Raw genomic sequence first — 22,006 nt, 5'->3', positions numbered from 1 at the left:
GGGCGGTGCCGCGGGCGTTAATCAGACTAGTTCATGTTTATGTACGTCGTGCCAAGGTGCTTCAATCCTGGACAGGATTTCTTTAACTATCTTCTGCTCTAGCGAAGGTGATGAATACGGCGTTAGTCTTCATCATCGCACCACACCAACCAGTGGTTTCGTCCCGGAGCTAGAAGCATGACCGACGCAACTATCGCCAAGCTGTTCGAACGACATGAAAAGGCCAAACGCGCGCTGGACGCCGCCGAAGCCGCGCTGCGCAGCGCCCGGCCGATCTATGCCGCCAATCACGGACTGCTCGCCTATCCGACAATCGAGGCGATGCGGCGGGGCGTAGCGCGGTAGGCAAGACGTCGCCGGCCTCACTATTGCGTGAGGCTTACAGTCTCATGTGGGTCGGGGCGCGCCGACCTCGTACACGCGGAGATCGCGATCGCCGATCGCCAACGCAGGCCAGGCGGCGCGCCATTGCGAGATATGTGGCGAAGCGAAGTGCCGCTCCAGTGCTGCGCCGTCGTCCCACAACTCCTTGATGTGGATGAGGCCGGCGTCCCAAAGATCTTCGGAATAGGCGTATTCGAGGCATCCGTCCTCGGCTCGACTTGCCTCGACCATGGTCCGCATGATCGGCAGGGCGGCCGATACGTTGTGCGGCGGGAGGCGAACGGTTCCGACGATTAGCAGCATGGGTCAACTTTCGACCGGGGTGAAAGAAGCGTCAGGCGATGACCTTCTGCACGGCGCTTCGCCAGCCCGACAGCCGTTGCTTGCGCGCGCCATCGTCCAGCTTCGCTTCGAACCGCTCCACCTCGCCGCGCATCGCGCTCGCTTCGTGCAGGTCTCGGAACAGGCCGGCGCCGACGCCGGCCAGCATCGCGGCACCCAGCGCGGTGGTTTCGGCGAAGCGAGGGCGTTCGACGGGGAGGGCGAGGATGTCCGCCAGATCCTGTGCCAGCCAGTCGTTGGCGACCATGCCGCCGTCGATGCGCAACATCGCCCAGGCGGCGCCGTCGGCGGCGAAGGCGTCCTTCAGGTCGTGCGCCTGATGTGCCATCGCCTCCAGCGCGGCGCGGACGACGTGTGCCTTGACGGTCGAGAAGCTCATGCCGGTGAGCGCCGCGCGGGCATCGGGCCGCCACCATGGCGCGCCGAGCCCGGACAAAGCGGGGACCAGATAGACGCCGCCGCTGTCGGGGACGCTGGCGGCGAGTGCGGCGGTCTCGCGGGCGTCGGCGATGAGGCCGAGCGAGTCGCGTAGCCACTTCACCAGGCTGCCGGCGACGAACACCGACCCTTCCAGCGCATAGGCGCGGGCGCCGCCGAGCTGCCATGCAACGGTTGCGAGCAGGCGGTTGGTTGAGATCGGCGCGGCGTCGCCGGTATGGGTGAGGATGAAGGCGCCGGTGCCGAAGGTCGCCTTGGTCTCACCGGGCGCGAGGCAGGCCTGGCCGATCGCTGCGGCCTGTTGATCGCCCGCCATGCCGGTGATTGGAATGCAGCCACCGAAGCGGGTGGTGTCGCCGATCGGACCGGCACAATCGACGATCTCTGGCAAGGCAGCGCGCGGGGCGCCGAACAGGTCGATCAGTTCGTCGTCCCAGCCGCCATCGAGCGCCATCAGCGCGGTGCGACTGGCGTTGGTGGCATCGGTGGCGTGACGGCCCGTGAGTTTCCAGAGCAGCCAACTGTCGACCGTGCCGATCGCGAGCCGGTCACCCGCTTCGGCGAGCTGTGGCCACTCCGCCAATGCCCAGCCGATCTTGGAGCCGGAGAAATAGGGGTCGAGGAGGAGGCCGGTGCGGCGTTGGACCAGCGGCTCGTGCCCCGCATTGCGCAGGGTCTGACAGCGGTCGGCGGTGCGGCGGTCCTGCCAGACGATGGCGGGGGCGAGCGGCTCACCGGTGTGCTTGTCCCAGAACACCACGGTCTCGCGTTGATTGGTGATGCCGATTCCGACGATCCGCTGGGCACCGCCGGCCTGCGCGACCATCGCGGCGGTGACCCGCAGCGTCTTGCGCCAGATCTCGGCGGCGTCGTGCTCGACCCAGCCGGGGCAGGGATAGCTCTGCGTCAGCTCCGCCGATTCGCTGGCGATGCAGCGTCCGTCGGGGGTGAAGAGCATGGCGCGGGTGGAGGTGGTGCCCTCGTCGATGACGAGCAGGTGGTCGGCCACGGCATCCTCTCCTGTCGGTCGCGTCGTTGCGGCTGGGGCGCGAACAGTAAGCCGACATGGGTGGGTGGCAAGCGGCCGCAAGCGCGCTAGGGTGGTGCGGTGATCGAACCCGCGCCAGAGTATCCAATCGTCCCACCCGCCGAAGAGGGCGCGGCGACGTCGGAACGGCGCGACCGCCTGCTCGCGTCGCTGACGCTGATCGCCGGGCTCGGGCTTGCTTTGGGGATGCCGTTCGCGCTCAAGCTCGGCGCCGAGTTCTTCATGCCGCTGACCGCCGCGCTGGTGATCGCGGTCGCCCTGGTGCCGGTATTGGAGTGGCTGGAGCGTCATCGGGTGCCGTCGGGCTTGGCGGCGTTGTTGTGCGTGCTGCTGTTCCTTGCAATCGCGAACATCGCGATCGCGGCGATCGTGGTGCCCGCGACCGACTTTTTCCAGATGCTGCCGAGCCGGCTGACGCGGATCCAGAGCAATCTGGAGCCGCTGCTCGACCTGTATTCCAGCCTCGAGAAGTCGATCAACCGGCTGTTGCGGCAGGTCGCGTCGTCGCCGGTGCGACAGCCCGGCGCCGCGCCGGTGGCGCCGCCGCGATCGGTGCTGGAGTTCGCCGCCACCAGCGCGCCGACGGTGATCGTGCAGGTGTTCTTCGCGATACTCGTGGTGTTCTTCTTCCTTTCCGGCTGGACGGGAATGCGGCGCCAGACGATCACCGACCGGACCAGCTTCGACGGCGCGATGGCGACGGCGCGGGTGATCCAGGATGTGGTCGACGATGTGTCCGCCTATCTGGGCACGATCACGGTCATCAACCTGGCGCTGGGTGGGGCGGTGGCGTTCGCGCTGTGGATGATCGGCATGCCGTCGCCGCTGATGTGGGGAGGTATCGTCGCGCTGCTCAACTACATCCCCTATTTCGGGGCGGTGATCGCGGCGCTGCTGCTCGCGGTCGGCGGGCTGATGACATTTTCCGACGTCTGGGTGGCGATGATCGCGCCGGCGGTGATGTACGGCCTGCACCTGATCGAGGCGAATGTCGTCACGCCCTATATCGTGGGACACCGGCTGACGATCAGCCCGTTGATGATCCTGGTGTCGCTGAGCTTCTGGGGCTGGGTGTGGGGGACGGCGGGGGCCTTACTGGCGGTGCCGCTGTTGATCATTCTGCAGACCGTGCTGGGCGCGGCGGGCAAGCCGGATATCGCGGGCTTCCTGTTCGAACATGGCGCGCTGGTGCAGGGCGAGAAGGGGCGGCGACGGTGGCGACTGGGCCGGAATGCGGACGGGGAGCCCGATCCGGCGACCGCGGCGGTTGACACACAAGGGACGCCTGCCTAACGCCGCGCCTCACGCTTCAAGCGGGTGTAGCTCAGTTGGTTAGAGCGCCGGCCTGTCACGCCGGAGGTCGCGGGTTCGAGCCCCGTCACTCGCGCCATTGCGCGGCGCGCATGGCGGCAGCGAAGCAGCCGACAAGACGCGCAAGCACGGCCGGCGGGAAGCGCAGCTGTCCCGTTCGACGCCACGGCGCGGCTCTGCCGCGACGCCCCTTCATTCGGCTTGAAAGTGGCAAAGTCCGAACGCCAAAACCTGGCTCACCGCAACTGGGCCCGGCGTTCGCCGGGGAAGCGTTCAAGAGGGCGCGCGCGTCCACCTACCGCCAGCGCCCCAATTCCATCCACCGAAGCAGCGGTTTCAGCGGCGCGATCCAGATGATGCCGGTCACCAGGTAGAACGCCGCTTGCAGCGGCCAGGCCCAGCCGCCGACCGTGCCCGACAGGCTGGCAACGAGGACGCACCAGACGACGATCAGCGCAATGATCAGCAGCGCGCCCGCAGGCTTGCGCCAGGTGGGAGCTTCGTGATCCATCATGGCGTGATCCACTCCTTCTCGGTTGCGATCGCGTGCAGCGGCATGTCCCACGGATCGGGGATCAACGCTTCGACTTCCTGAACGGACCAGGCGACGCCGATCCGCCAGGCATCAGGATGCGCGGCGAACGCGCGGTCATAGTGGCCGGCGCCCTGGCCCAGGCGATGGCCGCGGCGGTCGAAGCCGACCAGGGGGGTGAGGACGATGTCGGGGGCGAGCTCGGGCAGGTCGGCGGCGGGCTGGCGCAGGCCGAACGGGCCGGCGACCAGCGCTGCGTCGCCGGCCCAGCAGAGGAAGCGGATCGGATGCTCGCGGCCGGTGACATGGGGGAGGGCGAGACGGCAGTCGGCGGCTAGTGCGGCGGCAACCAAGGGGGCGGGGTCGGCTTCGCCACCCACGGGGATGTAGCTGGCGACGACTAGGCCGGGTGCGAGGCGGGCGGTGAATTGCGGCCAGGCGGGGATGGGGTCACCCGCAGCCTGATCGCGCAGGGCGCGGAGGCGGGCGCGGACGGCGGGTTTGTCGGTCACAAGAAGGGACGTCGCGGCAAAGCCGCGCCGGGACGTCGAACGGGAGCGCTTCGCTTCCCGCCGGCCGCACTTGCGCGTCTCGCGCGCTGCTCCGCTGCGCGCGTGCGCACTGCGTGACGGGTCCACCATAGACCGTTTGCCGGGTTATCCACTGACGCACGGTACGTCAGGTGGGGACCATGTGCTTCGGACCAGGGTCCGGGCAGGGACAGCCCCCGATGGATGATGAATAGCCTCAGGGATAATAAAGGCTCGTACCGGGCAGACCCGCCAATCCCCATTTAGGCGCTCGGCGGCGCTTTCTCAAGCGTCTCGGCCAGGCTTTCCAGCCGCTCCGCAACACGAACCAGCGAGCCCTCACTCATGGCGGCGCCCGCCGGCGGCTTGGCGCGTGCCTCGTCGAGATCGTCGGCGAGCATCAGTGCCACGAAGAACATCGCGCGCTCGGTGCTTGCGCCGGCGGCACGTTGGGCGGCCGGCCAGCGTTCCGCCAGCATCCGGCCCAGTTGCTCGACGCGGCCCTCCTCGCCGTCACGGCAGGCGACGGCGTGGTTGCGGCCGCCGATCGACAGCAGGACTTCGGCCATCAGGCGGCCGATCCGCGGGCGATGACGTCGTCCAGCGCGGCGACCGCTTCGGCCATGCGCGCCTTCAACGCGGCATGGCGCCTGGCGAGCGCGTCGCCGTCGGCCGCGCGCGCGGCGATCGCCGCCTCGATGCGGGCCAGTGCTGCGTCGATCCGGTCTGCTGCGGGTGCTTCGGGCATGGACCCGCGATAGGATCGACCGAACCGGCTGGCAAGGTTGACAGCGCGGGTCGCGACCGCAAAGGCAGCCCCGATTTCCACCTTCGGACGCGCCCTTACCCTCGGCGCGCGCTTGCTCCGAGCAGCGGTCCGGACACTTCAGCGGGTTACGGGAGACTATTGCGATGGCGGTCAAGGTTGCGATCAACGGCTTCGGGCGCATCGGCCGCCTGGTCGCGCGGGCGATGCTGGAGAATGGTGGAAGCGACCTGGAACTGGTCGCGATCAACGACCTCGCCGACGCCAAGTCCAACGCCTGGCTGTTCAGCCGTGACAGCGTCCATGGCCGCTATCCGGGCAAGGTCCATGCCGAGGGGCAGGACCTGGTGGTCGACGGCAAGCACATTCGCGTCACCGCCGAGCGTGATCCGGGCAAGCTGCCGCACAAGGAGCTGGGCATCGACATGGTGCTGGAATGCACCGGCTTCTTCACCGACCGCGAGAGTGCCGGCAAGCATATCGAGGCGGGCGCGAGCCGGGTGCTGGTGTCGGCCCCGGCCAAGGGTGTCGACCTGACGGTCGTGTACGGCGTCAACCACGACAAGCTGACCGCCGATCACCGCATCGTCTCCAATGCGAGCTGCACCACCAACTGCCTGGCGCCCGTCGCCAAGGTCTTGAACGATTCGGTCGGCATCGAGCGCGGGCTGATGACCACGATCCACGCCTATACTAACGACCAGAAGATCCTCGACCAGATTCACCCCGACCTGCGCCGCGCGCGCGCCGCGGGGATGAGCATGATCCCGACCACCACAGGCGCCGCGCGCGCGGTGGGCGAGGTGCTGCCCGAGCTGAAGGGCAAGCTCGACGGCTCCGCGATCCGCGTGCCGGTGCCCGACGTCAGCCTGGTGGACCTGACCTTCACCCCCAAGCGCGACACCACGCGCGACGAGATCAACGCGCTGCTCAAGGCAGCCGCCGAGGGGCAGATGAAGGGGGTGCTCGACTATACCGACGAGCCGCTGGTCTCGATCGACCTGATGCACACCGCGGCGTCGTCCACGGTCGACAGCCTGGAGACCGCGGTGCTGGACGGCAAGCTGGTGCGCGTGGTCAGCTGGTACGACAATGAGTGGGGCTTCTCGAACCGCATGGTCGACACCGCGACGGCGATGGCGAAGTTCATCTGAGTTCCCCTCCCGCTTGCGGGAGGGGCTAGGGGAGGGCTTGTTCGCCCGCGTGGCGCCCCCGCGTGGCGTATGGCGACATCCCCTTCCCCAACCCCTCCCGCAAGCGGGAGGGGAGTTCTTGCGCAGGATGCTTTTGCATGACCCGATCCTTCAAGACGCTCGACGACATCGGTGAGGTCCATGGCAAGCGTGTGCTGGTGCGCGAGGACATGAACGTGCCGATGGCCGAGGGGCGGCCCACCGACGACACCCGCCTGCGCGCGACGCTGCCGACGGTGACGGAGCTCGCCGATCGTGGCGCGATCGTGCTGATCCTGGCGCATTTCGGCCGGCCCAAGGTGCCGACGCCAGACCTGTCCACCGCGCTGCTGACCAAGCCGTACGAGCAGGTGCTGGGCCGGCCGGTACGGTACATCGACTGGGAAGGTGACGCGGCGAACGTCGCGACGCTGCAGCCTGGCGACATCGCGCTGCTGGAGAATACGCGCTTCTTCGGCGGCGAGGAGCGCAACGACCCCGCCACGGTGGCGCGGTTCGCGGCGCTGGGCGAACTGTACGTCAACGACGCCTTCTCCGCCGCGCACCGGGCGCATGCCTCGACGGAGGGGCTGGCGCATGTGCTGCCGGCGTTCGCCGGGCGGCAGATGGAGGCGGAGTTGGATGCCCTCGACAAGGCGCTGGGCAACCCCGAGCACCCGGTCGCCGCGGTGGTGGGCGGCGCCAAGGTGTCGACCAAGCTCGACGTGCTTCAGCATCTGGTCGCGCGCGTCGATCACCTGATTATTGGCGGCGGCATGGCCAACACCTTCCTCGCCGCGCGCGGGGTGAATGTCGGCCAGTCGCTGTGCGAGCATGATCTGGCAGGCACCGCCGAGGCGATCCTCGCGGCGGCGGACCGCGCGGGCTGCACCGTCCACCTGCCCTATGACGTGGTGGTCGCGACCGAGTTCCGCGCGAACCCTGCGACCCGCACGGTCAACGTCCATGAGGTCGCCGCCGACGAGATGATCCTCGACATCGGTCCGGCCGCGACCGAGGCGCTGGGCGACGTGCTCAAGAACTGCCGTACGCTGGTCTGGAACGGCCCGCTCGGCGCGTTCGAGACGCCGCCCTTCGATACCGCGACGGTGGCGCTGGCGCGAACGGCGGCGGCGCTGACGCAGGACGGGTCGCTGGTGTCGGTCGCAGGCGGCGGCGACACGGTGGCGGCGCTCAACCAGGCGGGGGTGGCGGACAGCTTCTCGTTCGTGAGCACCGCCGGCGGCGCGTTTCTCGAGTGGATGGAAGGCAAGGACCTGCCCGGCGTGGCGGCGTTGACGCGCTAAGTCGTCGGCCGAGGCTCCAGCGCAGCGGCACCAGCTCGGGGTTGAGATCGTCGAGATCGAGCGCCGATGCCTTGCCGTAACGCAGCCGCCCCGAGCGATCGATGATGTAGTTGGTCGGCACCGCGGTGACCCTGCCATAGGGACCCGAGATCTTCTTTGCCGAGTCGATGGTCAGCATCGCCAGCACCTTCTTCAGCCGGAACAGCGGGATCGAGCCCTCCGTGGTGACGGCGAAGACGCGCAGGCCGCGCTTCTTCTGAATCTTGTAATAGGTGTCGAGCAGCGGCAGCTCCTTCTTGCACGGCGCACACCAAGTCGCCCAGAAGTTGAGCACCACGACCTCGCCCTTCAGCTCCGAGAGCTTCAGCTTGGTGCCGTCGACCACGGTGATCTCCGCGTCCGGCGCCATCTGACCGACCTTCGGTTCGCTCGCCGCGCCGAGCAGCAGCAGCGCGATCGGCAGGCTGGTGAGCCTGAGCAGAGCGTGTTTGAAGAAGCGTCCCTTTTTGAACAGGCTGCGGCGCGACCGGAAGCGGGTCAAGCGCCTTGTTGCACACCGCCCCCGTGGGTATCAGCGCGCATCATTGCGACTTCAGGAGCAACCATGACCCCCGCCGTCAAAGCCATTCTCGACAAGTATGAAGCGACCTCGCCGGCGGTGAAGGCGAACCTCGCGCGCATCCTGATGCAGGGGCGGCTGGGCGGAACGGGCAAGCTCATCATCCTGCCGGTCGACCAGGGCTTCGAGCATGGCCCGGCGCGGTCGTTCGCGATCAACCCGCCGGCCTATGATCCGCACTACCACTACCAGATGGCGATCGACGCCGGGTTGAGCGCCTATGCCGCGCCGCTTGGTATGCTGGAGGCGGGCGCCGACACCTTCGCGGGGCAGATCCCGACGATCCTCAAGGTCAACAGCTCGAACAGTTGGGCAACGACGGTGCACCAGGCGCTGACCGCTAGCGTCGACGACGCGGTGCGGCTGGGCTGCGCCGCGATCGGCTTCACCATCTATCCCGGTTCGGACACGATCTTTGAATCGATGCAGCAGATCGCGGAGTTGTCGGCCGAGGCCAAGGCTTACGGGCTGGCAACTGTGATCTGGAGCTATCCGCGCGGGGGCAAGCTGTCGAAGGAAGGCGAGCTGGCGCTGGATGTCGGGGCCTATGCCGCGCACATGGCGGCGCTGCTCGGCGCGCACATCATCAAGGTCAAGCTGCCGTCGAACCATATCGAGCAGGGCGACGCCAAGAAGTCCTACGAAGGGTCGGACTGGTCGAAGCAGGCGGACCGTGTCCGTCATGTTGTCCAGTCGAGCTTCGCGGGTCGTCGGATCGTGGTGTTCTCGGGCGGCGCGGCCAAGGGTGCGGACGCGGTGTACCAGGACGCGCGCGATATCCGCGACGGCGGCGGCAACGGCTCGATCATCGGCCGCAACACCTTCCAGCGCGAGCGTGGCGAGGCGCTGGCGATGCTCGACAAGCTGGTGGCGATCTACAAGAATGAAGAATAGGGGCGAGGGGTGATCGACCGCCGTTCGCTGCTGGCGGGCGCCACGCTCGTGACGCTGCGGGACCCGCGCGGCTGATGGTCGAGCGGACGATGATCCTCGATCCGGACTGGGCGGCGGTGGACGATTACATCGCCGATCGGTTGCTCGGCGCGGACGCGGTGCTGGCGGCGACGTTGGCGGCCAACGCGGCTGCCGGGCTGCCGGACATCGACGTGTCGCCGGCGCAGGGACGGATGCTGCACCTGTTGGCGCGGATGGCGGGCGCAAGGCGGATCCTGGAGGTGGGAACGCTCGGCGGCTATTCGACGATCGAGCTCGCGCGGGCGCTGCCGGACGAGGGCAGGCTGGTGACGCTAGAGTTGGAGCCCCATCATGCCGCGGTGGCGCGGGCGAACCTCGCGCGGGCCGGGCTGGCCGACAAGGTGGAGGTGGTCGTTGGCCCGGCGGCCGAGACGCTCGCCACGCTTTCCGGCCAGTTCGACCTCGTCTTCATCGATGCCGACAAGCCTTCCAACGTCACCTATTTGCGCGAGGCGCTGCGGCTGAGCCGGCCCGGCGCAACGATTGTCGTCGACAATGTGGTGCGTGAGGGCGGGGTACTCGACGCCGACAGCGCGGATGAGCGCATCCAGGGAACACGCGCGCTGTTCGACGCAATCGCCGCCGAGCCGCGGCTGACTGCGACGGCGGTGCAGACGGTGGGCGCGAAGAAGTGGGACGGGTTCGTGCTGGCGGTGGTTACCGGCTAACGGGCAGCTCTGCCGGCGAGAAGTGGAAGCGATAGTCCACGGGCGGGGCGTCGGCACCCGCCATCCTCTCCGGTGTGACGCTGTCGAGAACCAGGCCCGGTGACGCCGGTTCGCCCAGCACCAGCTTGCGCTCCAAACGCTCCCGGCCATCGGTGATCGCGACGCGCACGACCGTGCGGCCCGCCCGGACGCAGCGGGCGTTCATCGGGCAGCGGCTGTCCTCCTCCACCGCCAGCGGCGTGACCACGAAACGGCCGACACGCTGCGGCTGGTCGAGGTGCACCGGGCCGGTCGCCGGCGGGAGGGTGGCGCAGGCGGCGAGCGCTAGCGGGAGGAGGAGAATACGCATGGCTCCCCATCCGACCCGGGGGCTGAGCGCGCGATGAACCCTATTGCGCGAGCTGTCGCACCATCGCTTTCAGCGTCCGCGCGTCATGGATTGCATCAGCGTGGATGTCGTTGTTGAAATAGGCCCAGACCTGCCGGCCTTCGCGGGCTTGCTCGACCAGCCACCCCGCCCAGTCGAGTAGCGCCTCGTCGGGGTAACGGCCCCAATATTTGCCCTCGCCGCCGTGAAAGCGGACATAGGTGACCGGCCCTGTCGCCCAGCGCGGCGTGGCGAGGCCCGGCAGGTCGTGGACGCAATAGCTGGCGCCGTGCGCGGCCAGCAGATCGAGGACAGCTGGCTCGTGCCAGCTGGGTTCGCGGAACTCGAACACGGGCACGATGTCCCCGGGTAAAAGGCGCAGGAAGGTTTCGAGCCGGTCGCGGTTGAGGCGGAAGCGGGGCGGTAGCTGGAACAGCACGGGGCCGAGTGCTGTGCCGAGTTCACGCATCGGCGCCAGCATCCGTTGCAGCGGCTCCTCGCAGTCGAGCAGCTTCTTGGCCTGGGTCAGGAAGCGGTTAGCCTTGACGGCGTAGCGGAAGCCGGGCGGCGCCTGCTCGCGCCAGCCGGCGAATGCCTGCGCGGTGGGGAGGCTGTAGAAGCTGTTGTTGATCTCTACCGTGTCGAACTCGTCGGCATAGTAGGCGAACCAGCGGTTGACCGGCAGCTTCGCGGGATACAAGGCCTCGCGCCAGTGACGATAGACCCAGCCGGAGCAGCCGATACGGATGGAAGCAGAGATGGGTGACATGGACGATTCCGAGGACGATCTGGGTCTCAACGCGCTGGAGGGTTTCGCGGACCGCTTCGTGCGCGATCAGCGGCGGCCGGCGTGTCAGCTGTACCTGATCTCGCCGCTCAACGTCGGCGGCGACTTCCCCGATCGGCTCGCGCGCGCGCTCGATGCCGGGCCGGTGGCGGCGTTCCAGTTCCGAGTGAAGGATATCGATCAGCATGAGGCAGCGCGGCTCGCTGAGCCGCTGCAGGCAATCTGCGCCGAGCGGGAGGTGGCGTTCATCGTCAACGACTCGGTCAGCCTGGCCAAGCGGCTGGGCGCGGACGGGGTGCATCTGGGGCAAGATGACGGCGATCCCAGGGACGCGCGGGCGGTGCTCGGCCCGGCGGTGCAGATCGGGGTGACCTGCCATGCCAGCCGCCACCTGGCTATGGAGGCGGGAGAGGCGGGCGCGGACTATGTCGCGTTCGGGAGCTTCCATCCGACCACGACCAAGGCGGTGAAGCACCTGGCGGAGCCGGCGATCCTCGCCTGGTGGGCGACGATGTTCGAGCTGCCGTCGGTGGCGATCGGCGGGATCACACCCGCAAATGCAGCGCCGCTGATCGCCGCGGGTGCGGACTTCCTGGCGGTGAGCGCAGGGGTTTGGGCGCATTCCGACGGCGAAGCGCGGGCGGTGGCGGCCTTTGAAAGGTTGATGTCGCTCAAGGGATAGAAGTCGCCGCCTGTCCGTTCTGCCTCGCAGCGTAACGGTAGATAAGGGTATTCGACATGGCGAAATTGTTGCTCGCGAACCTGGCGGCAGGTCTGGCGATGGCAGGCGGCGTGGCCGTGACCGCGCAGCAGCCCCCCCAGCCCGCGGCGAAGGCGGCTGCCAACACAGGCGAGGCGATCGATCGCAACATACTGCACGTCCAGGTCATTCTCGACCATCTCGGCTTCGGGCCCGGGATCCTCGACGGGCGTCCGGGCATGTCGCTGACGGCGGCGCTGAAGGGCTTCCAGGAGAGCCGTGGCCTGCCGGAGACAGGGAAGATGGACCCCCGCACGCTGGGAGCGTTGAAGCAGTACGCCGGCTGGCGGCCGACCAAGCAGCTGCGCCTCACCCAGGCAGCGCTGGCGGGGCCGTTCATCAACCCCATCCCCAAGGACGAGGCGGAGCAGGCGAAGCTGCCGGCGATGGCCTATCGCTCGCCGCTGGAGAAGCTGGCTGAGATGTTCCACACCACGCCCGAGGTACTGATCGCGCTCAACTCGCCGCAGACCCGCCTCGCACCCGGTCAGCTCGTGACCTTCCCCAACGCGCTGCCGACCAGCCGCGACTATCAAGGCGAGATGAAGCCGGAGTGGCGCCAGACGCTGACCAATCTCAACGTCGATGCACGCCAGCCCAAGGGCGCGAAGATCGTCGTCGACAAGTCCGACGCCGTGCTGCGGGTGCTCGACGCGAACGACAAGCTGGTCGGGCAGTTCCAGGCGACGATGGGATCGGCGCGCGACCCGTTGCCGCTGGGCAATTGGAAGGTGCTGCACATCTCGCCGCTGCCCGACTGGAAGTTCAACCCGCTGATCCTGAAGAAGGTGCCCGACACCAAGCAGGCACAGGTGATCCCGCCCGGGCCCAACAGCCCGGTCGGCGTGGTCTGGATCGACCTGTCGAAAGAGCATTACGGCATCCATGGCACCGCCGAGCCGCGCCAGATCGGGCGCGCGCAGTCGAACGGCTGCGTCCGGCTGACCAATTGGGACGCCGCGCGGGTGGCGCTGATGGTCAAGAACGGCATCCCGGTGGTGTTCCAGGCGTGACCTCCGGTTGACTTTCCCCGCCTGCGCGCGATGCTGATCCATGTTGTGGCTTAGCGCGTAGGTGGGATGACCAAGGTCGGCTGGGTGGTGCTGGGAGCGATCCTGCTGGTGGCGGGCCTGTTCGCCTCCATGCTGTCGTTTGGACGCGGTAAGCCGCCGGCCGCGCGGGTCGTTGTCGCGCCCAACGCCTTGCCGCCCGCCGAGCCCTGGCGGGGCGGCGAGGTGCCCCGGCTCATCATTCCGGTCGCGGAGGTGACGGGGATCCAGCTGTCCGACAGCTGGGGCGACCCGCGCGGCGGTGGACGCGGGCACAAGGGCATCGACATCATGGCACCGCCGGGAACCGCGGTGATCGCTACCGCGTCCGGCACGATCGAGAAGCTGTTCCAGAGCCGTTTGGGCGGGACGACGCTGTACCAGCGATCGCCCGATGGCGGCTGGACCTTCTACTATGCGCACCTGCAGCAATATGCGCCCGGCGTGCGCGAAGGGATGAAAGTCGAGGCGGGCGACGTGCTCGGCTATGTCGGCGACACGGGGGAAGGCAGCGGCGGCAAGTTCCACCTCCACTTCAGTGTCGCCCGGCTGGCGCCGGAGCAGAAATGGTATCAGGGGGCGGACGTGAACCCTTACCCGCTGCTGGTGAGGCGGTGACAGGGCAGGCAATCTGTGCCATGCTTGAACCGGGTCCTGAATATGGACGTCGAGTACCTGCCGGAGGGCGTCTATCTTGCGACGTCCGGTGACGTCCAGGGCCTTGTGGGCGAGGCGGACACGTTCGACGAGCTGATCAAGTTGGTGCCTGAGCTTGTCGAGATGCTTGATGAGCTTCGCGAAGAGCGCAGGTGGGGTGGCGTGATCGGCAAGCCGGTGTACCCTCAACTTTCGGTCTTCGCTACAAGCAGCGGCATGAATGGGGCGCCTCGCTGGGTTCAGCTATCGCGATGTGACCCGCCGCTTGCGCGCCGTCGGCTTCGTGCCGAGCGGGAGGCAGCGCGGCAGCCACGAAGATTGGACGAACGACGCCACCCGGCGAACGACGATCGTGCCTCGCCATTCCGGCGACATACTTGAGGGCACGTTTGCGGTCCATCCGGGATCGACGTGGACGCCTTCTTGGCAGATTGAACCCGTTTCGCTAAACGCACCGGCATCGGAGCTCCGGCTCCCGGCTCTTTCCAAACAGGCTTGGCCCCATGAAGATCAGCGGCGTGGACATTCGTCCGGGCAACATCATCGAATATGAAGGCGGCATTTGGCGCGCGGTGAAGATCCAGCACACCCAGCCCGGCAAGGGTGGCGCGTACATGCAGGTCGAGCTGAAGAACCTGATCGACGGACGCAAGAACAACGTCCGCTTTCGCTCCGCCGAGAGCGTCGAGCGAGTGCGGCTCGACACCAAGGATTTCCAGTTCCTGTTCAAGGACGGCGACGCGCTGACCTTCATGGACAAGGACAATTACGAGCAGATCACGCTCGATGCGGGCATCCTGGGCGACGCGGCGGCGTTCCTGCAGGACGGCATGGACGTGGTGCTGGAGCTGTATGACGAGCGGCCGATCTCGGTCGAGCTGCCGAGTACGATCGAGGCGCTGATCGTGGAGGCGGATGCGGTGGTGAAAGGGCAGACGGCGTCGTCTTCGTACAAGCCGGCGCTGCTGGAGAACGGGGTGCGCGTGATGGTGCCGCCGCATATCGGCGCTGGCACGCGGATCGTAGTGGATGTCTACGAGCAGACTTATGTGAGGCGAGCGGATTGATCAGGCGTTGGTGGCAATGGCTGTTCCCCGCGCCGCCAACGCCGTCGGCCTATCTCTTCCGACACCTGACGAACGCTGGCAACGGCTATGAACTAGATGACCTGATCGCACGCCACGAAGGCGACCCAGCGTATCAAGACGTCATTGATGCCGTGGTGGAGTTGATGCTGCGGCACGGCGATCAGGGTATGATTAAACTGCCCGCCCGATCCGAACTACGCGGACTGGCGATGAGACTCGCTTCACAAGGTAGATAGATGCCCAGTCATTCCGGCCTACTCACCGTCATGGAGCGCGCCTGCCGCAAGGCGGGGCCCCGGTTGCGGCGGGACTTCAACGAGGTCCAGCAGCTGCAGGTCAGCCGCAAGGGGCCCGCCGACTTCGTCAGCATGGCGGACAAGCGCGCCGAGCAGACGATCTTCGAGGAGCTGTCGCACGGCCGCCCCGACTGGGGGATGCTGATGGAGGAGCGCGGCGAGGTCGCGGGCGACCCGTCGAAGCCGCGCTTCATCGTCGATCCGCTGGATGGCACCAGCAACTTCCTGCACGGCATCCCGCACTTCGCGATCTCGATCGCGGTCGAGGAGACGCTGCCCAACGGCAAGCGCGAGATCACCAGCGCGCTGATCTATCAGCCGCTGACCGACGAGAGCTTCTGGGCGGAGAAGGGCAGGGGCGCGTGGCTGACCGACCAGCGGCTGCGGGTATCGTCGCGTCGCGAGATGTCGGAGGCGCTGATCGCGACCGGCATCCCGTTCATGGGGCATGGCGACTTCGCGCAGTGGAGCCGCATCTTCGGTGCTGTCGCGCCACAGGTGGCGGGCATCCGGCGCTTCGGCTCGGCGGCGCTCGATCTCGCCTGGGTGGCGGCGGGGCGGTATGACGGGTTCTGGGAATCGGACCTCAAACCGTGGGACGTCGCGGCGGGGTTGCTGCTGATCCGGGAAGCGGGCGGTTATGTCACCGATTTTCGTGGCGGCGACCGGGCGATGGAGCGCAACGAGTTTCTGGCGGCCAATGACGGGCTGCATTCCAAGCTGCACAAGCTGGTCGCGGGGGCGCTGCGGTAGGTTGTCCTCCCGGCTTTAGGCCGGGTGGCGGAGGGAAAAAGCCGCGCCTTTGCCTTGCCCCTCCACCCCCGCGGGCCTAAGGCGACCCCGTTCCGTTCGCACCTGCGAGAAGCCTGTTGGTCGACCTGTCGCAATATTTGCCGATCCTCCTGTTCCTGGGCGTCGCCCTGGTGCTGTCGAGCGCGTTCGTGTTCCTGCCGATGGTCGCCGCGCGGTTCACCGGCGCACACAAGCCGACGCCCGAGAAGCTGTCCGAGTACGAGTGCGGCTTCCCCGCGTTCGAGGATCCGCGCAGTCAGTTCGACGTGCGATTTTATCTGGTCGCGATCCTGTTCATCATCTTCGATCTCGAAGCGGCGTTCCTATATCCCTGGGCGGTAAGCGTTTTTTCGCTCGGCTGGACCGCGTGGATCGCGATGATGATCTTCATCGGCGAGCTGGCGCTGGGCCTCGTCTATGCGTGGAAGAAGGGAGCGTTGGATTGGGAATAGCGCCGCACAGCGGTCCGGTGGAGCTGCTGCGTCCGGCGTCGGACGCATCGGTAGTTCCACCCGACCAGACATTCTTCGATGGCCTTAACGGCGAGCTGAACGACAAGGGCTTCCTGGTCACCTCGACCGAGGACCTGTTCCAGTGGGCGCGCACCGGCAGCCTGTGGTGGATGACCTTCGGCCTCGCCTGCTGCGCGGTCGAGATGATCCATGTCAACATGCCGCGTTATGACCTGGAGCGGTTCGGCGCCGCGCCGCGCGCATCCCCGCGCCAGTCGGATGTGATGATCGTCGCGGGCACGCTGTGCAACAAGATGGCCCCGGCGCTGCGCCGCGTCTACGATCAGATGTCGGAGCCGAAGTACGTCATCTCGATGGGCAGCTGCGCCAATGGCGGCGGCTATTACCATTACAGCTATTCGGTGGTGCGCGGGTGCGATCGGGTGGTGCCGGTCGACATCTATGTGCCCGGCTGCCCACCGACCGCCGAGGCGCTCTTGTACGGTATCATGCAGCTGCAGCGGAAGATCCGGCGGAGCGGGAGCATCGAGCGGTGAGATCGCCGGCGCCGGCTTATGCGGTGGATCTGAACGACGCGACGATCGAGGCGGCGCGGGCGGCGCTCGGGCCGGCGCTGCTCGACGCGCGGGCGCGGGTCGGCGAGGTGCAGTTGTTCGTCGCGCGCGACTCTCTGACCGAGACGCTGCGGACGCTGCGGGACACGCCGGGGCTGGCCTATCAGCAGCTGATGGAGATCGCTGGCGTCGACTGGCCCGAGCGGCCCGAGCGGTTCGAGTGCGTGTATTGCCTACTGTCGCTGACCCGCAACCATCGCGTTCAGGTGCATGTCTCGACGGACGAGGCGACGCCGGTCCCCTCCGTGACAGCGCTGTGGCCGGTGGCGGGGTGGCTGGAGCGAGAGATCTATGACCTTTACGGTGTGCTGTTTGAGGGCAACCGGGACCTCAGGCGCATTCTCACGGATTATGGGTTTTCGGGACATCCGCTGCGCAAGGACTTCCCGCTGACCGGTTACACCGAAGTGCGCTACAGCGAAGAGCATAAGCGGGTCGTGTACGAGCCGGTGAGACTTTCGCAGGACTTGCGCAGCTTCGACTTCATGTCACCGTGGGAAGGGCCGGCGTACCAGCTGCCGGGTGACGAGAAGGCGGCGCTGCCGGAGGCCAAGGGGGGCTATACGCCCGCCACCGCCGATCAGGTGGCAAAGGCCGATGCTGCCCGTACGCCGTCGATCGCGCCCGCCGGCACTGACGGACGCTACGCCGCCGGCCGGACGCCTGCGGGCAACGACGCGACCCCGGGCAATCAGCCGAGCGAAAAGCCGGTCGATCCGGACGTAATCCCGTCCAAGGGACAGGGGCAGAACCAGTGAACGCCGAAGCCATCACCGCGCCCGCCGATCTGCCGGCGCCCGCGACCACCGTGGTTGATCCCTACCTCGCCGAGCTGCTGGGCGAGAAGACGGCGGCGAATTCGCCCGAGGGCGACGTCACCATCACCAACTACACGATCAACTTCGGACCGCAGCATCCGGCGGCGCATGGGGTACTGCGGCTGGTGATGGAGCTGGACGGCGAGATCGTCGAGCGGATCGACCCGCATGTCGGCCTGCTCCATCGCGGCACCGAGAAGTTTATCGAGCATAAGACCTATCTTCAGTCGATCCCGTATTTCGACAGGCTCGATTATTGCTCGCCGATGTGCATGGAGCACACCTTCGTGCTCGCGATCGAGAAGCTGCTCGACCTGGAGGTGCCCCTGCGGGCGCAGTATCTGCGTGTGTTCTTCGCGGAGCTGACGCGGATCAAGAACCACATGCTCAATCTGGGCAGCCATGTCATGGACGTCGGTGCGATGACGCCGAACCTGTGGCTGTTCGAGTTGCGTGAGGACATCATGCAGTTCTACGAACGCGCGTCCGGCGCGCGAATGCACGCCAACTACTTCCGTCCCGGCGGCGTCCATGGCGACGTGCCGCTGAAGCTGCTGACGGATATCGCGGACTGGCTCGAGACCCGTTTTCCGCAACTCTTCGAGGACGCGATCAGCCTGGTCGCGGACAACCGCATCTTCAAGCAGCGCAACGTCGACATCGCGACGGTGAGCCGCGAGGACGCAATCGCCTGGGGTTTCTCCGGCCCGATGATCCGCGCGGCAGGACTGCCGTGGGACCTGCGCAAGTCGCAGCCCTATGACGTCTATGCGCGTATGAATTTCGATGTGCCGGTGGGTACGCGCGGCGACTGCTATGACCGGTTCATGATCCGGGTGGAGGAATGTCGTCAGTCGGCCAGGATCATGAAGCAGTGCCTGGCGGAGATGCCTGAAGGGCCCGTCATGACGCTGGACCACAAGGTAGCGCCGCCGAAACGGGGCGAGATGAAGCGTTCGATGGAGTCGCTGATCCACCACTTCAAGCTTTTCACCGAAGGCTTTCACGTCCCCGCGGGCGAGGTCTATGTCGCGACCGAAAGCCCCAAGGGAGAGTTCGGCGTGTATCTGGTCAGCGACGGCAGCAACAAGCCGTATCGGTGCAAGATCAGGCCGACCGCATTCAGCCATCTGCAGGCGATGGACTTCATGAGCCGCGGGCACATGTTGGCGGACACGACGGCGATCCTCGGGGCGATGGACATCGTGTTTGGGGAGTGTGACCGGTGAGGTGGCCGTCCAGCACTGGGAGCTTCTATTGGGACTTGCTCCCGCAATCGGTCAAGCGGCTGACATGGTTCGTAGGTCTGCCGGCTTGGCTTGTATGGGGTTACTGGATCGTAGCGGGGGGTGGTGATGGCAGACCTCCTGCCTATGCCATTGTCGCATTCGTGGTCTTTGGGATTGTAGCTGTGGTTCAGATGATGGCGGCGGCGCGAGGGTCAGCCCGCGGTGCAAGCAATGGCTGAAGCAGCAACCATCCCCGACGAGGGCGAGACCCGCGCGCGGTGGGGCGGCTTCGCTTGGAGCGAGGACAATCAGCGCAAGGCGAACGAGATCCTCGGTCGCTATCCGGCGGGGCGCGAGCAGTCGGCGTGTCTGCCGTTGCTCGACCTTGCGCAGCGGCAGGTGGGGGCGGAGACGCAGACGCAAGGGTGGCTGCCGGTGCCGGTCATCGAGTTCGTCGCGCGGCAGATCGGCGTATCGTACATGCGCGTGTTCGAGGTCGCGACTTTCTACACCATGTACAATCTGGCGCCGGTCGGGCGCTATCACGTGCAGGTGTGCGGAACGACGCCGTGCCTGCTGGCAGGCTCCGACGACGTGCTCGCGGCCTGCAAGAACCACGGGCTGAGCAAGGGCAAGACCACGCCTGACGGGCTGTTCACGCTGACCGAGGTCGAGTGCCTGGGTGCGTGCGCCAACGCGCCGATGGTGCAGATCAATGACAATAATTTCGAGGACCTGGACTACGACCGCACAACACGGGTGCTGGAGATGCTCGCGCGTGGTGAGATGCCCGAGGCCGGGTCGCAGACCGGACGGCGGGACAGCTGCCCGGCAGGTGGGCCGACCACGCTCAAGGAGATGGTCGACGCGAACCATGATTATCGGGGTGAGTGGGCGTGAGCGGCTCGACCAACGCCCGCCGTCACCCTGAACTCGTTTCAGGGTCCATGCGCGACGGCCGACGTCGGGCGCGCGGCTGCGGATGCGCATGGATGCTGAAACAAGTTCAGCATGACGGTGTGATTGGGGCAGGGACGAACCATGCTCGCTGACAAGGACCGCATCTTCACCAACCTTTACGGGTTCCAGCCTTGGAATCTCGACGCGGCGATCGCGCGGGGGGATTGGGACAATACGAAGGCGCTGCTGGCGGGCGGGCCCGACGCGATCATCGACATCGTCAAAGCGAGCGGCCTGCGCGGGCGGGGCGGCGCCGGGTTCCCGACGGGCACCAAATGGAGCTTCATGCCCAAGGAGCCCAAGCCGGACCGGCCGAACTTCCTGGTCATCAACGCCGACGAGTCCGAGCCCGGTTCTTGCAAGGACCGGGAGATCATCCGCCACGATCCGCACAAGCTGATCGAAGGGGCGCTGATCGCCGGCTTCGCGATGCGGGCGCGGGCGGCGTATATCTACATCCGCGGCGAATATATTCGCGAGGCGGAGGTGCTGTTCGCGGCGGTCGCCGAGGCCTATGACCGTGGGCTGGTGGGCAAGAACGCGGCGGGTTCCGGCTATGACTTCGACGTCTTCGTTCACCGTGGCGCGGGCGCGTATATCTGCGGCGAAGAGACCGCGATGCTCGAGAGCCTGGAGGGCAAGAAGGGCCAGCCGCGGCTGAAGCCACCCTTTCCGGCTGGCGCCGGGCTGTATGGCTGTCCGACCACGGTCAACAACGTCGAGTCGATCGCGGTGGTGCCGACCATCCTGCGGCGCGGCGGGGCGTGGTTCGCCGGCATCGGCACGCCCAAGAACGAGGGCACCAAGCTCTTTCAGATCAGCGGCCATGTCGACAAGCCCTGCGTGGTGGAGGAGGCGATGAGCATCCCCTTCCGCGAACTGATCGAGAAGCATTGCGGCGGTATCCGTGGCGGCTGGGACAATCTGCTGGCGGTGATCCCGGGCGGTTCGTCGGTGCCTCTGGTGCCCGCGCACGAGATCATCGACGCGCCGATGGACTTCGACGGGCTGAAGGCGCTCGGCAGCGGCCTCGGCACGGCGGCCATTATCGTCATGGACAAGTCGACCGACATCGTTCGCGCGATCAGTCGGCTGTCCTACTTCTACAAGCATGAGAGCTGCGGCCAGTGTACCCCGTGCCGGGAGGGCACCGGCTGGATGTGGCGGGTGATGGAGCGGCTGCGCACGGGCGACGCCGACATTTCCGAGATCGACACGCTGCACCAGGTGACCAAGCAGGTCGAAGGCCACACCATCTGCGCGCTGGGCGACGCGGCGGCGTGGCCGATCCAGGGGCTGATCAAGCATTTCCGGCCGGAGCTTGAGCGGCGGATCAGGGAGCGGGGCGGTGATCTCGCCCCGATGATGGAGGCGGCGGAGTGATGTTTGCCGCCTTTCTCCTGAGCGCTTTGTTCGCGGATCCCGCGGCCGCGACGCAGCCGAAGCGCGAGACGGTCCTGGAGTTCGCCACCTGTGTGCGCCGACGCGCGCCGGACCGGGTGCGCGAATTGCTGGCTACCGAACCGGGCGGCGAGCAGGAGCAGCGGATCATGAGCGTGATCGCGGGCGCTTATAACGCCTGCATAACGGGCCGCCGGTCGCTCAGCCTGCAGACCGGCATGTTTCGAGGCCAGGTCGCTGAGATGGCGCTGCGGGACGAACCGCAGATGCGCGAGGCGGCGGAAGCCTTGCCTGGCTCGCCGCCGCTCAAGCCAAATGTCGGGTCGTTGGAACAGCAGATCTCTAAATTGCCGGCTGAACGGCGCGATGGTCGGTTCATCGAGTATTTCCGGCCCGTCTATGCGCGATGCGTGGCGGGCGCCAATCCTCGTGGCGTGGCGGCCCTGCTCCCGACCGTACCGGCGAGCGCCGAAGAGCGGGGGGCGATCGTTGCGATCGGGGAAACGCTCATGCAGTGCATGCCCGTGGGCGTGTCCTATCGGATCATCGCCTCGGAGCTGCGGCCGTATCTGATGTCCGCATTGTACTACACGGCCGCACAAGCGCGGGCCAAAGGCTGAACC

At 67.0% G+C, this 22,006-nt stretch carries 29 protein-coding genes and 1 tRNA gene; 21 read left to right on the top strand and 9 right to left on the bottom strand.

The annotated features are described in order from the left end of the window. Nucleotides 1–177: 177 nt before the first annotated feature. Nucleotides 178–345 carry a hypothetical protein gene (locus tag VFQ64_RS10400; RefSeq protein ID WP_325103211.1) on the top strand — a complete coding sequence of 56 codons (168 nt, stop codon included), beginning with the start codon at nucleotides 178–180 and terminating at the stop codon, nucleotides 343–345. A 42-nt stretch (nucleotides 346–387) separates the two neighbouring features. Here the strand turns inward: VFQ64_RS10400 and VFQ64_RS10395 are convergent, their stop codons facing one another. Together VFQ64_RS10395 and VFQ64_RS10390 are read right to left on the bottom strand one after the other, a co-directional pair. After that, the gene (locus VFQ64_RS10395) at nucleotides 388–687 is read right to left on the bottom strand and encodes a putative quinol monooxygenase (RefSeq protein WP_325103210.1); all 300 of its coding nucleotides are present in this window, start codon (nucleotides 685–687) and stop codon (nucleotides 388–390) included. Nucleotides 688–718: 31 nt separating this feature from the next. Next, a complete protein-coding gene (locus VFQ64_RS10390; RefSeq protein WP_325103209.1) occupies nucleotides 719–2,173 on the bottom strand; it encodes a glycerol kinase in 1,455 nt (484 codons plus the stop codon). Between the two features lie 102 nt (nucleotides 2,174–2,275). On the opposite strand from VFQ64_RS10390, the gene VFQ64_RS10385 reads away from it, so the two are divergent. Then, nucleotides 2,276–3,505 (top strand): AI-2E family transporter, encoded by a 1,230-nt coding sequence (locus tag VFQ64_RS10385; protein WP_414712894.1) that lies wholly within the window; start codon nucleotides 2,276–2,278, stop codon nucleotides 3,503–3,505. 20 nt (nucleotides 3,506–3,525) lie between these two features. Beyond that, a tRNA-Asp gene (locus VFQ64_RS10380) sits at nucleotides 3,526–3,602 on the top strand. Between the two features lie 216 nt (nucleotides 3,603–3,818). Here the strand turns inward: VFQ64_RS10380 and VFQ64_RS10375 are convergent. The 4 genes from VFQ64_RS10375 to VFQ64_RS10355 form a co-directional block, all read right to left on the bottom strand. Next, on the bottom strand, nucleotides 3,819–4,037 hold the full coding sequence (locus VFQ64_RS10375) for a DUF2842 domain-containing protein (RefSeq protein WP_325103208.1): 219 nt from the start codon (nucleotides 4,035–4,037) through the stop codon (nucleotides 3,819–3,821). Further along, complete coding sequence (locus tag VFQ64_RS10370) at nucleotides 4,034–4,567, bottom strand: 5-formyltetrahydrofolate cyclo-ligase (protein ID WP_325103207.1); 534 nt, start codon at nucleotides 4,565–4,567, stop codon at nucleotides 4,034–4,036. The genes VFQ64_RS10375 and VFQ64_RS10370 overlap by 4 nt, the downstream gene beginning before the upstream one ends. 281 nt (nucleotides 4,568–4,848) lie before the next feature. Then, nucleotides 4,849–5,154 carry a cell division protein ZapA gene (locus tag VFQ64_RS10360; protein ID WP_325103206.1) on the bottom strand — a complete coding sequence of 102 codons (306 nt, stop codon included), beginning with the start codon at nucleotides 5,152–5,154 and terminating at the stop codon, nucleotides 4,849–4,851. Beyond that, nucleotides 5,154–5,333 carry a hypothetical protein gene (locus tag VFQ64_RS10355; RefSeq protein WP_325103205.1) on the bottom strand — a complete coding sequence of 60 codons (180 nt, stop codon included), beginning with the start codon at nucleotides 5,331–5,333 and terminating at the stop codon, nucleotides 5,154–5,156. The genes VFQ64_RS10360 and VFQ64_RS10355 overlap by 1 nt, the downstream gene beginning before the upstream one ends. A 164-nt stretch (nucleotides 5,334–5,497) precedes the next feature. Between VFQ64_RS10355 and gap the strand changes: the two genes are divergently transcribed. Together gap and VFQ64_RS10345 are read left to right on the top strand one after the other, a co-directional pair. Continuing rightward, nucleotides 5,498–6,505, top strand: a complete 1,008-nt coding sequence (gene gap / locus VFQ64_RS10350) for a type I glyceraldehyde-3-phosphate dehydrogenase (RefSeq protein ID WP_325103204.1) — start codon at nucleotides 5,498–5,500, stop codon at nucleotides 6,503–6,505. A gap of 137 nt (nucleotides 6,506–6,642) precedes the next feature. Beyond that, complete coding sequence (locus tag VFQ64_RS10345; protein ID WP_325103203.1) at nucleotides 6,643–7,830, top strand: phosphoglycerate kinase; 1,188 nt, start codon at nucleotides 6,643–6,645, stop codon at nucleotides 7,828–7,830. Here the strand turns inward: VFQ64_RS10345 and VFQ64_RS10340 are convergent. Next, nucleotides 7,718–8,371 (bottom strand): TlpA disulfide reductase family protein, encoded by a 654-nt coding sequence (locus VFQ64_RS10340; protein ID WP_325103202.1) that lies wholly within the window; start codon nucleotides 8,369–8,371, stop codon nucleotides 7,718–7,720. The genes VFQ64_RS10345 and VFQ64_RS10340 overlap by 113 nt on opposite strands. Nucleotides 8,372–8,434: 63 nt before the next feature. Here VFQ64_RS10340 and VFQ64_RS10335 point away from each other — a divergent pair, with 63 nt between their 5' ends. After that, the gene (locus tag VFQ64_RS10335; protein WP_325103201.1) at nucleotides 8,435–9,343 is read left to right on the top strand and encodes a class I fructose-bisphosphate aldolase; all 909 of its coding nucleotides are present in this window, start codon (nucleotides 8,435–8,437) and stop codon (nucleotides 9,341–9,343) included. Nucleotides 9,344–9,432: 89 nt separating this feature from the next. After that, nucleotides 9,433–10,092 (top strand): O-methyltransferase, encoded by a 660-nt coding sequence (locus tag VFQ64_RS10330; protein ID WP_325103200.1) that lies wholly within the window; start codon nucleotides 9,433–9,435, stop codon nucleotides 10,090–10,092. On the opposite strand, the gene VFQ64_RS10325 is transcribed toward VFQ64_RS10330, so the two are convergent. Together VFQ64_RS10325 and VFQ64_RS10320 are read right to left on the bottom strand one after the other, a co-directional pair. Next, nucleotides 10,082–10,441, bottom strand: coding sequence for a hypothetical protein (locus VFQ64_RS10325; RefSeq protein ID WP_325103199.1), 360 nt, complete (start codon nucleotides 10,439–10,441; stop codon nucleotides 10,082–10,084). The two genes, VFQ64_RS10330 and VFQ64_RS10325, sit on opposite strands and share 11 nt — an antisense overlap. A gap of 40 nt (nucleotides 10,442–10,481) precedes the next feature. Next, nucleotides 10,482–11,228: a DUF72 domain-containing protein gene (locus VFQ64_RS10320; protein ID WP_325103198.1), complete on the bottom strand. Its 747-nt coding sequence runs from the start codon at nucleotides 11,226–11,228 to the stop codon at nucleotides 10,482–10,484. On the opposite strand from VFQ64_RS10320, the gene thiE reads away from it, so the two are divergent. The 14 genes from thiE (at nucleotide 11,227) to VFQ64_RS10255 (ending at nucleotide 22,003) form a co-directional block, all read left to right on the top strand. After that, on the top strand, nucleotides 11,227–11,928 hold the full coding sequence (gene thiE / locus VFQ64_RS10315; protein WP_325103197.1) for a thiamine phosphate synthase: 702 nt from the start codon (nucleotides 11,227–11,229) through the stop codon (nucleotides 11,926–11,928). The genes VFQ64_RS10320 and thiE overlap by 2 nt on opposite strands. Before the next feature lie 56 nt (nucleotides 11,929–11,984). Next, nucleotides 11,985–13,019 carry a L,D-transpeptidase family protein gene (locus VFQ64_RS10310; RefSeq protein ID WP_325103196.1) on the top strand — a complete coding sequence of 345 codons (1,035 nt, stop codon included), beginning with the start codon at nucleotides 11,985–11,987 and terminating at the stop codon, nucleotides 13,017–13,019. A gap of 66 nt (nucleotides 13,020–13,085) precedes the next feature. Next, complete coding sequence (locus VFQ64_RS10305; RefSeq protein ID WP_325103195.1) at nucleotides 13,086–13,673, top strand: M23 family metallopeptidase; 588 nt, start codon at nucleotides 13,086–13,088, stop codon at nucleotides 13,671–13,673. Between the two features lie 24 nt (nucleotides 13,674–13,697). Next, entirely contained in the window at nucleotides 13,698–14,093 is a 396-nt protein-coding gene (locus tag VFQ64_RS10300; protein WP_325103194.1) for a DUF1902 domain-containing protein, read from the top strand. Further along, the gene (locus VFQ64_RS15560) at nucleotides 13,996–14,265 is read left to right on the top strand and encodes a type II toxin-antitoxin system HicA family toxin (RefSeq protein ID WP_349256031.1); all 270 of its coding nucleotides are present in this window, start codon (nucleotides 13,996–13,998) and stop codon (nucleotides 14,263–14,265) included. Before VFQ64_RS10300 ends, VFQ64_RS15560 begins: the two co-directional genes overlap by 98 nt. Next, nucleotides 14,216–14,779: an elongation factor P gene (gene efp / locus VFQ64_RS10295; RefSeq protein ID WP_325103193.1), complete on the top strand. Its 564-nt coding sequence runs from the start codon at nucleotides 14,216–14,218 to the stop codon at nucleotides 14,777–14,779. The genes VFQ64_RS15560 and efp overlap by 50 nt, the downstream gene beginning before the upstream one ends. Before the next feature lie 257 nt (nucleotides 14,780–15,036). Next, entirely contained in the window at nucleotides 15,037–15,849 is an 813-nt protein-coding gene (locus tag VFQ64_RS10290; RefSeq protein ID WP_325103192.1) for an inositol monophosphatase family protein, read from the top strand. Between the two features lie 116 nt (nucleotides 15,850–15,965). Beyond that, on the top strand, nucleotides 15,966–16,340 hold the full coding sequence (locus tag VFQ64_RS10285; RefSeq protein WP_325103191.1) for an NADH-quinone oxidoreductase subunit A: 375 nt from the start codon (nucleotides 15,966–15,968) through the stop codon (nucleotides 16,338–16,340). A gap of 17 nt (nucleotides 16,341–16,357) precedes the next feature. Beyond that, on the top strand, nucleotides 16,358–16,897 hold the full coding sequence (locus VFQ64_RS10280) for an NADH-quinone oxidoreductase subunit B family protein (RefSeq protein WP_325103190.1): 540 nt from the start codon (nucleotides 16,358–16,360) through the stop codon (nucleotides 16,895–16,897). Next, nucleotides 16,894–17,733: an NADH-quinone oxidoreductase subunit C gene (locus tag VFQ64_RS10275; RefSeq protein ID WP_325103189.1), complete on the top strand. Its 840-nt coding sequence runs from the start codon at nucleotides 16,894–16,896 to the stop codon at nucleotides 17,731–17,733. Before VFQ64_RS10280 ends, VFQ64_RS10275 begins: the two co-directional genes overlap by 4 nt. Nucleotides 17,734–17,807: 74 nt before the next feature. Then, a complete protein-coding gene (locus VFQ64_RS10270) occupies nucleotides 17,808–19,022 on the top strand; it encodes an NADH-quinone oxidoreductase subunit D (protein WP_325103440.1) in 1,215 nt (404 codons plus the stop codon). Nucleotides 19,023–19,253: 231 nt separating this feature from the next. Further along, nucleotides 19,254–19,922 carry an NAD(P)H-dependent oxidoreductase subunit E gene (locus VFQ64_RS10265; protein WP_325103188.1) on the top strand — a complete coding sequence of 223 codons (669 nt, stop codon included), beginning with the start codon at nucleotides 19,254–19,256 and terminating at the stop codon, nucleotides 19,920–19,922. 141 nt (nucleotides 19,923–20,063) lie between these two features. Next, complete coding sequence (gene nuoF, locus VFQ64_RS10260; RefSeq protein ID WP_325103187.1) at nucleotides 20,064–21,365, top strand: NADH-quinone oxidoreductase subunit NuoF; 1,302 nt, start codon at nucleotides 20,064–20,066, stop codon at nucleotides 21,363–21,365. Further along, nucleotides 21,362–22,003 (top strand): hypothetical protein, encoded by a 642-nt coding sequence (locus VFQ64_RS10255; RefSeq protein ID WP_325103186.1) that lies wholly within the window; start codon nucleotides 21,362–21,364, stop codon nucleotides 22,001–22,003. The genes nuoF and VFQ64_RS10255 overlap by 4 nt, the downstream gene beginning before the upstream one ends. Nucleotides 22,004–22,006 lie beyond the last annotated feature (3 nt).

The organism is Sphingomonas sp., from assembly GCF_035714405.1.
In the GTDB taxonomy this organism is placed as follows: domain Bacteria; phylum Pseudomonadota; class Alphaproteobacteria; order Sphingomonadales; family Sphingomonadaceae; genus Sphingomonas.
The sequence above is the reverse complement of the archived record's forward strand: the minus strand, read 5'-3'. Positions and strand labels throughout refer to the sequence as shown.

What these genes read in the sequence shown, in the direction of transcription:
- VFQ64_RS10400 (WP_325103211.1), top strand. Translation starts at nt 178, where the DNA reads ATGACCGACGCAACTATCGCCAAGCTGTTCGAACGACATGAAAAGGCC.
- VFQ64_RS10395 (WP_325103210.1), bottom strand. Translation starts at nt 687, where the DNA reads ATGCTGCTAATCGTCGGAACCGTTCGCCTCCCGCCGCACAACGTATCG.
- VFQ64_RS10375 (WP_325103208.1), bottom strand. Translation starts at nt 4,037, where the DNA reads ATGATGGATCACGAAGCTCCCACCTGGCGCAAGCCTGCGGGCGCGCTG.
- VFQ64_RS10360 (WP_325103206.1), bottom strand. Translation starts at nt 5,154, where the DNA reads ATGGCCGAAGTCCTGCTGTCGATCGGCGGCCGCAACCACGCCGTCGCC.
- VFQ64_RS10355 (WP_325103205.1), bottom strand. Translation starts at nt 5,333, where the DNA reads ATGCCCGAAGCACCCGCAGCAGACCGGATCGACGCAGCACTGGCCCGC.
- gap (WP_325103204.1), top strand. Translation starts at nt 5,498, where the DNA reads ATGGCGGTCAAGGTTGCGATCAACGGCTTCGGGCGCATCGGCCGCCTG.
- VFQ64_RS10345 (WP_325103203.1), top strand. Translation starts at nt 6,643, where the DNA reads ATGACCCGATCCTTCAAGACGCTCGACGACATCGGTGAGGTCCATGGC.
- VFQ64_RS10335 (WP_325103201.1), top strand. Translation starts at nt 8,435, where the DNA reads ATGACCCCCGCCGTCAAAGCCATTCTCGACAAGTATGAAGCGACCTCG.
- VFQ64_RS10330 (WP_325103200.1), top strand. Translation starts at nt 9,433, where the DNA reads ATGATCCTCGATCCGGACTGGGCGGCGGTGGACGATTACATCGCCGAT.
- VFQ64_RS10325 (WP_325103199.1), bottom strand. Translation starts at nt 10,441, where the DNA reads ATGCGTATTCTCCTCCTCCCGCTAGCGCTCGCCGCCTGCGCCACCCTC.
- thiE (WP_325103197.1), top strand. Translation starts at nt 11,227, where the DNA reads ATGGACGATTCCGAGGACGATCTGGGTCTCAACGCGCTGGAGGGTTTC.
- VFQ64_RS10320 (WP_325103198.1), bottom strand. Translation starts at nt 11,228, where the DNA reads ATGTCACCCATCTCTGCTTCCATCCGTATCGGCTGCTCCGGCTGGGTC.
- VFQ64_RS10310 (WP_325103196.1), top strand. Translation starts at nt 11,985, where the DNA reads ATGGCGAAATTGTTGCTCGCGAACCTGGCGGCAGGTCTGGCGATGGCA.
- VFQ64_RS10305 (WP_325103195.1), top strand. Translation starts at nt 13,086, where the DNA reads ATGACCAAGGTCGGCTGGGTGGTGCTGGGAGCGATCCTGCTGGTGGCG.
- efp (WP_325103193.1), top strand. Translation starts at nt 14,216, where the DNA reads ATGAAGATCAGCGGCGTGGACATTCGTCCGGGCAACATCATCGAATAT.
- VFQ64_RS10290 (WP_325103192.1), top strand. Translation starts at nt 15,037, where the DNA reads ATGCCCAGTCATTCCGGCCTACTCACCGTCATGGAGCGCGCCTGCCGC.
- VFQ64_RS10265 (WP_325103188.1), top strand. Translation starts at nt 19,254, where the DNA reads ATGGCTGAAGCAGCAACCATCCCCGACGAGGGCGAGACCCGCGCGCGG.
- nuoF (WP_325103187.1), top strand. Translation starts at nt 20,064, where the DNA reads ATGCTCGCTGACAAGGACCGCATCTTCACCAACCTTTACGGGTTCCAG.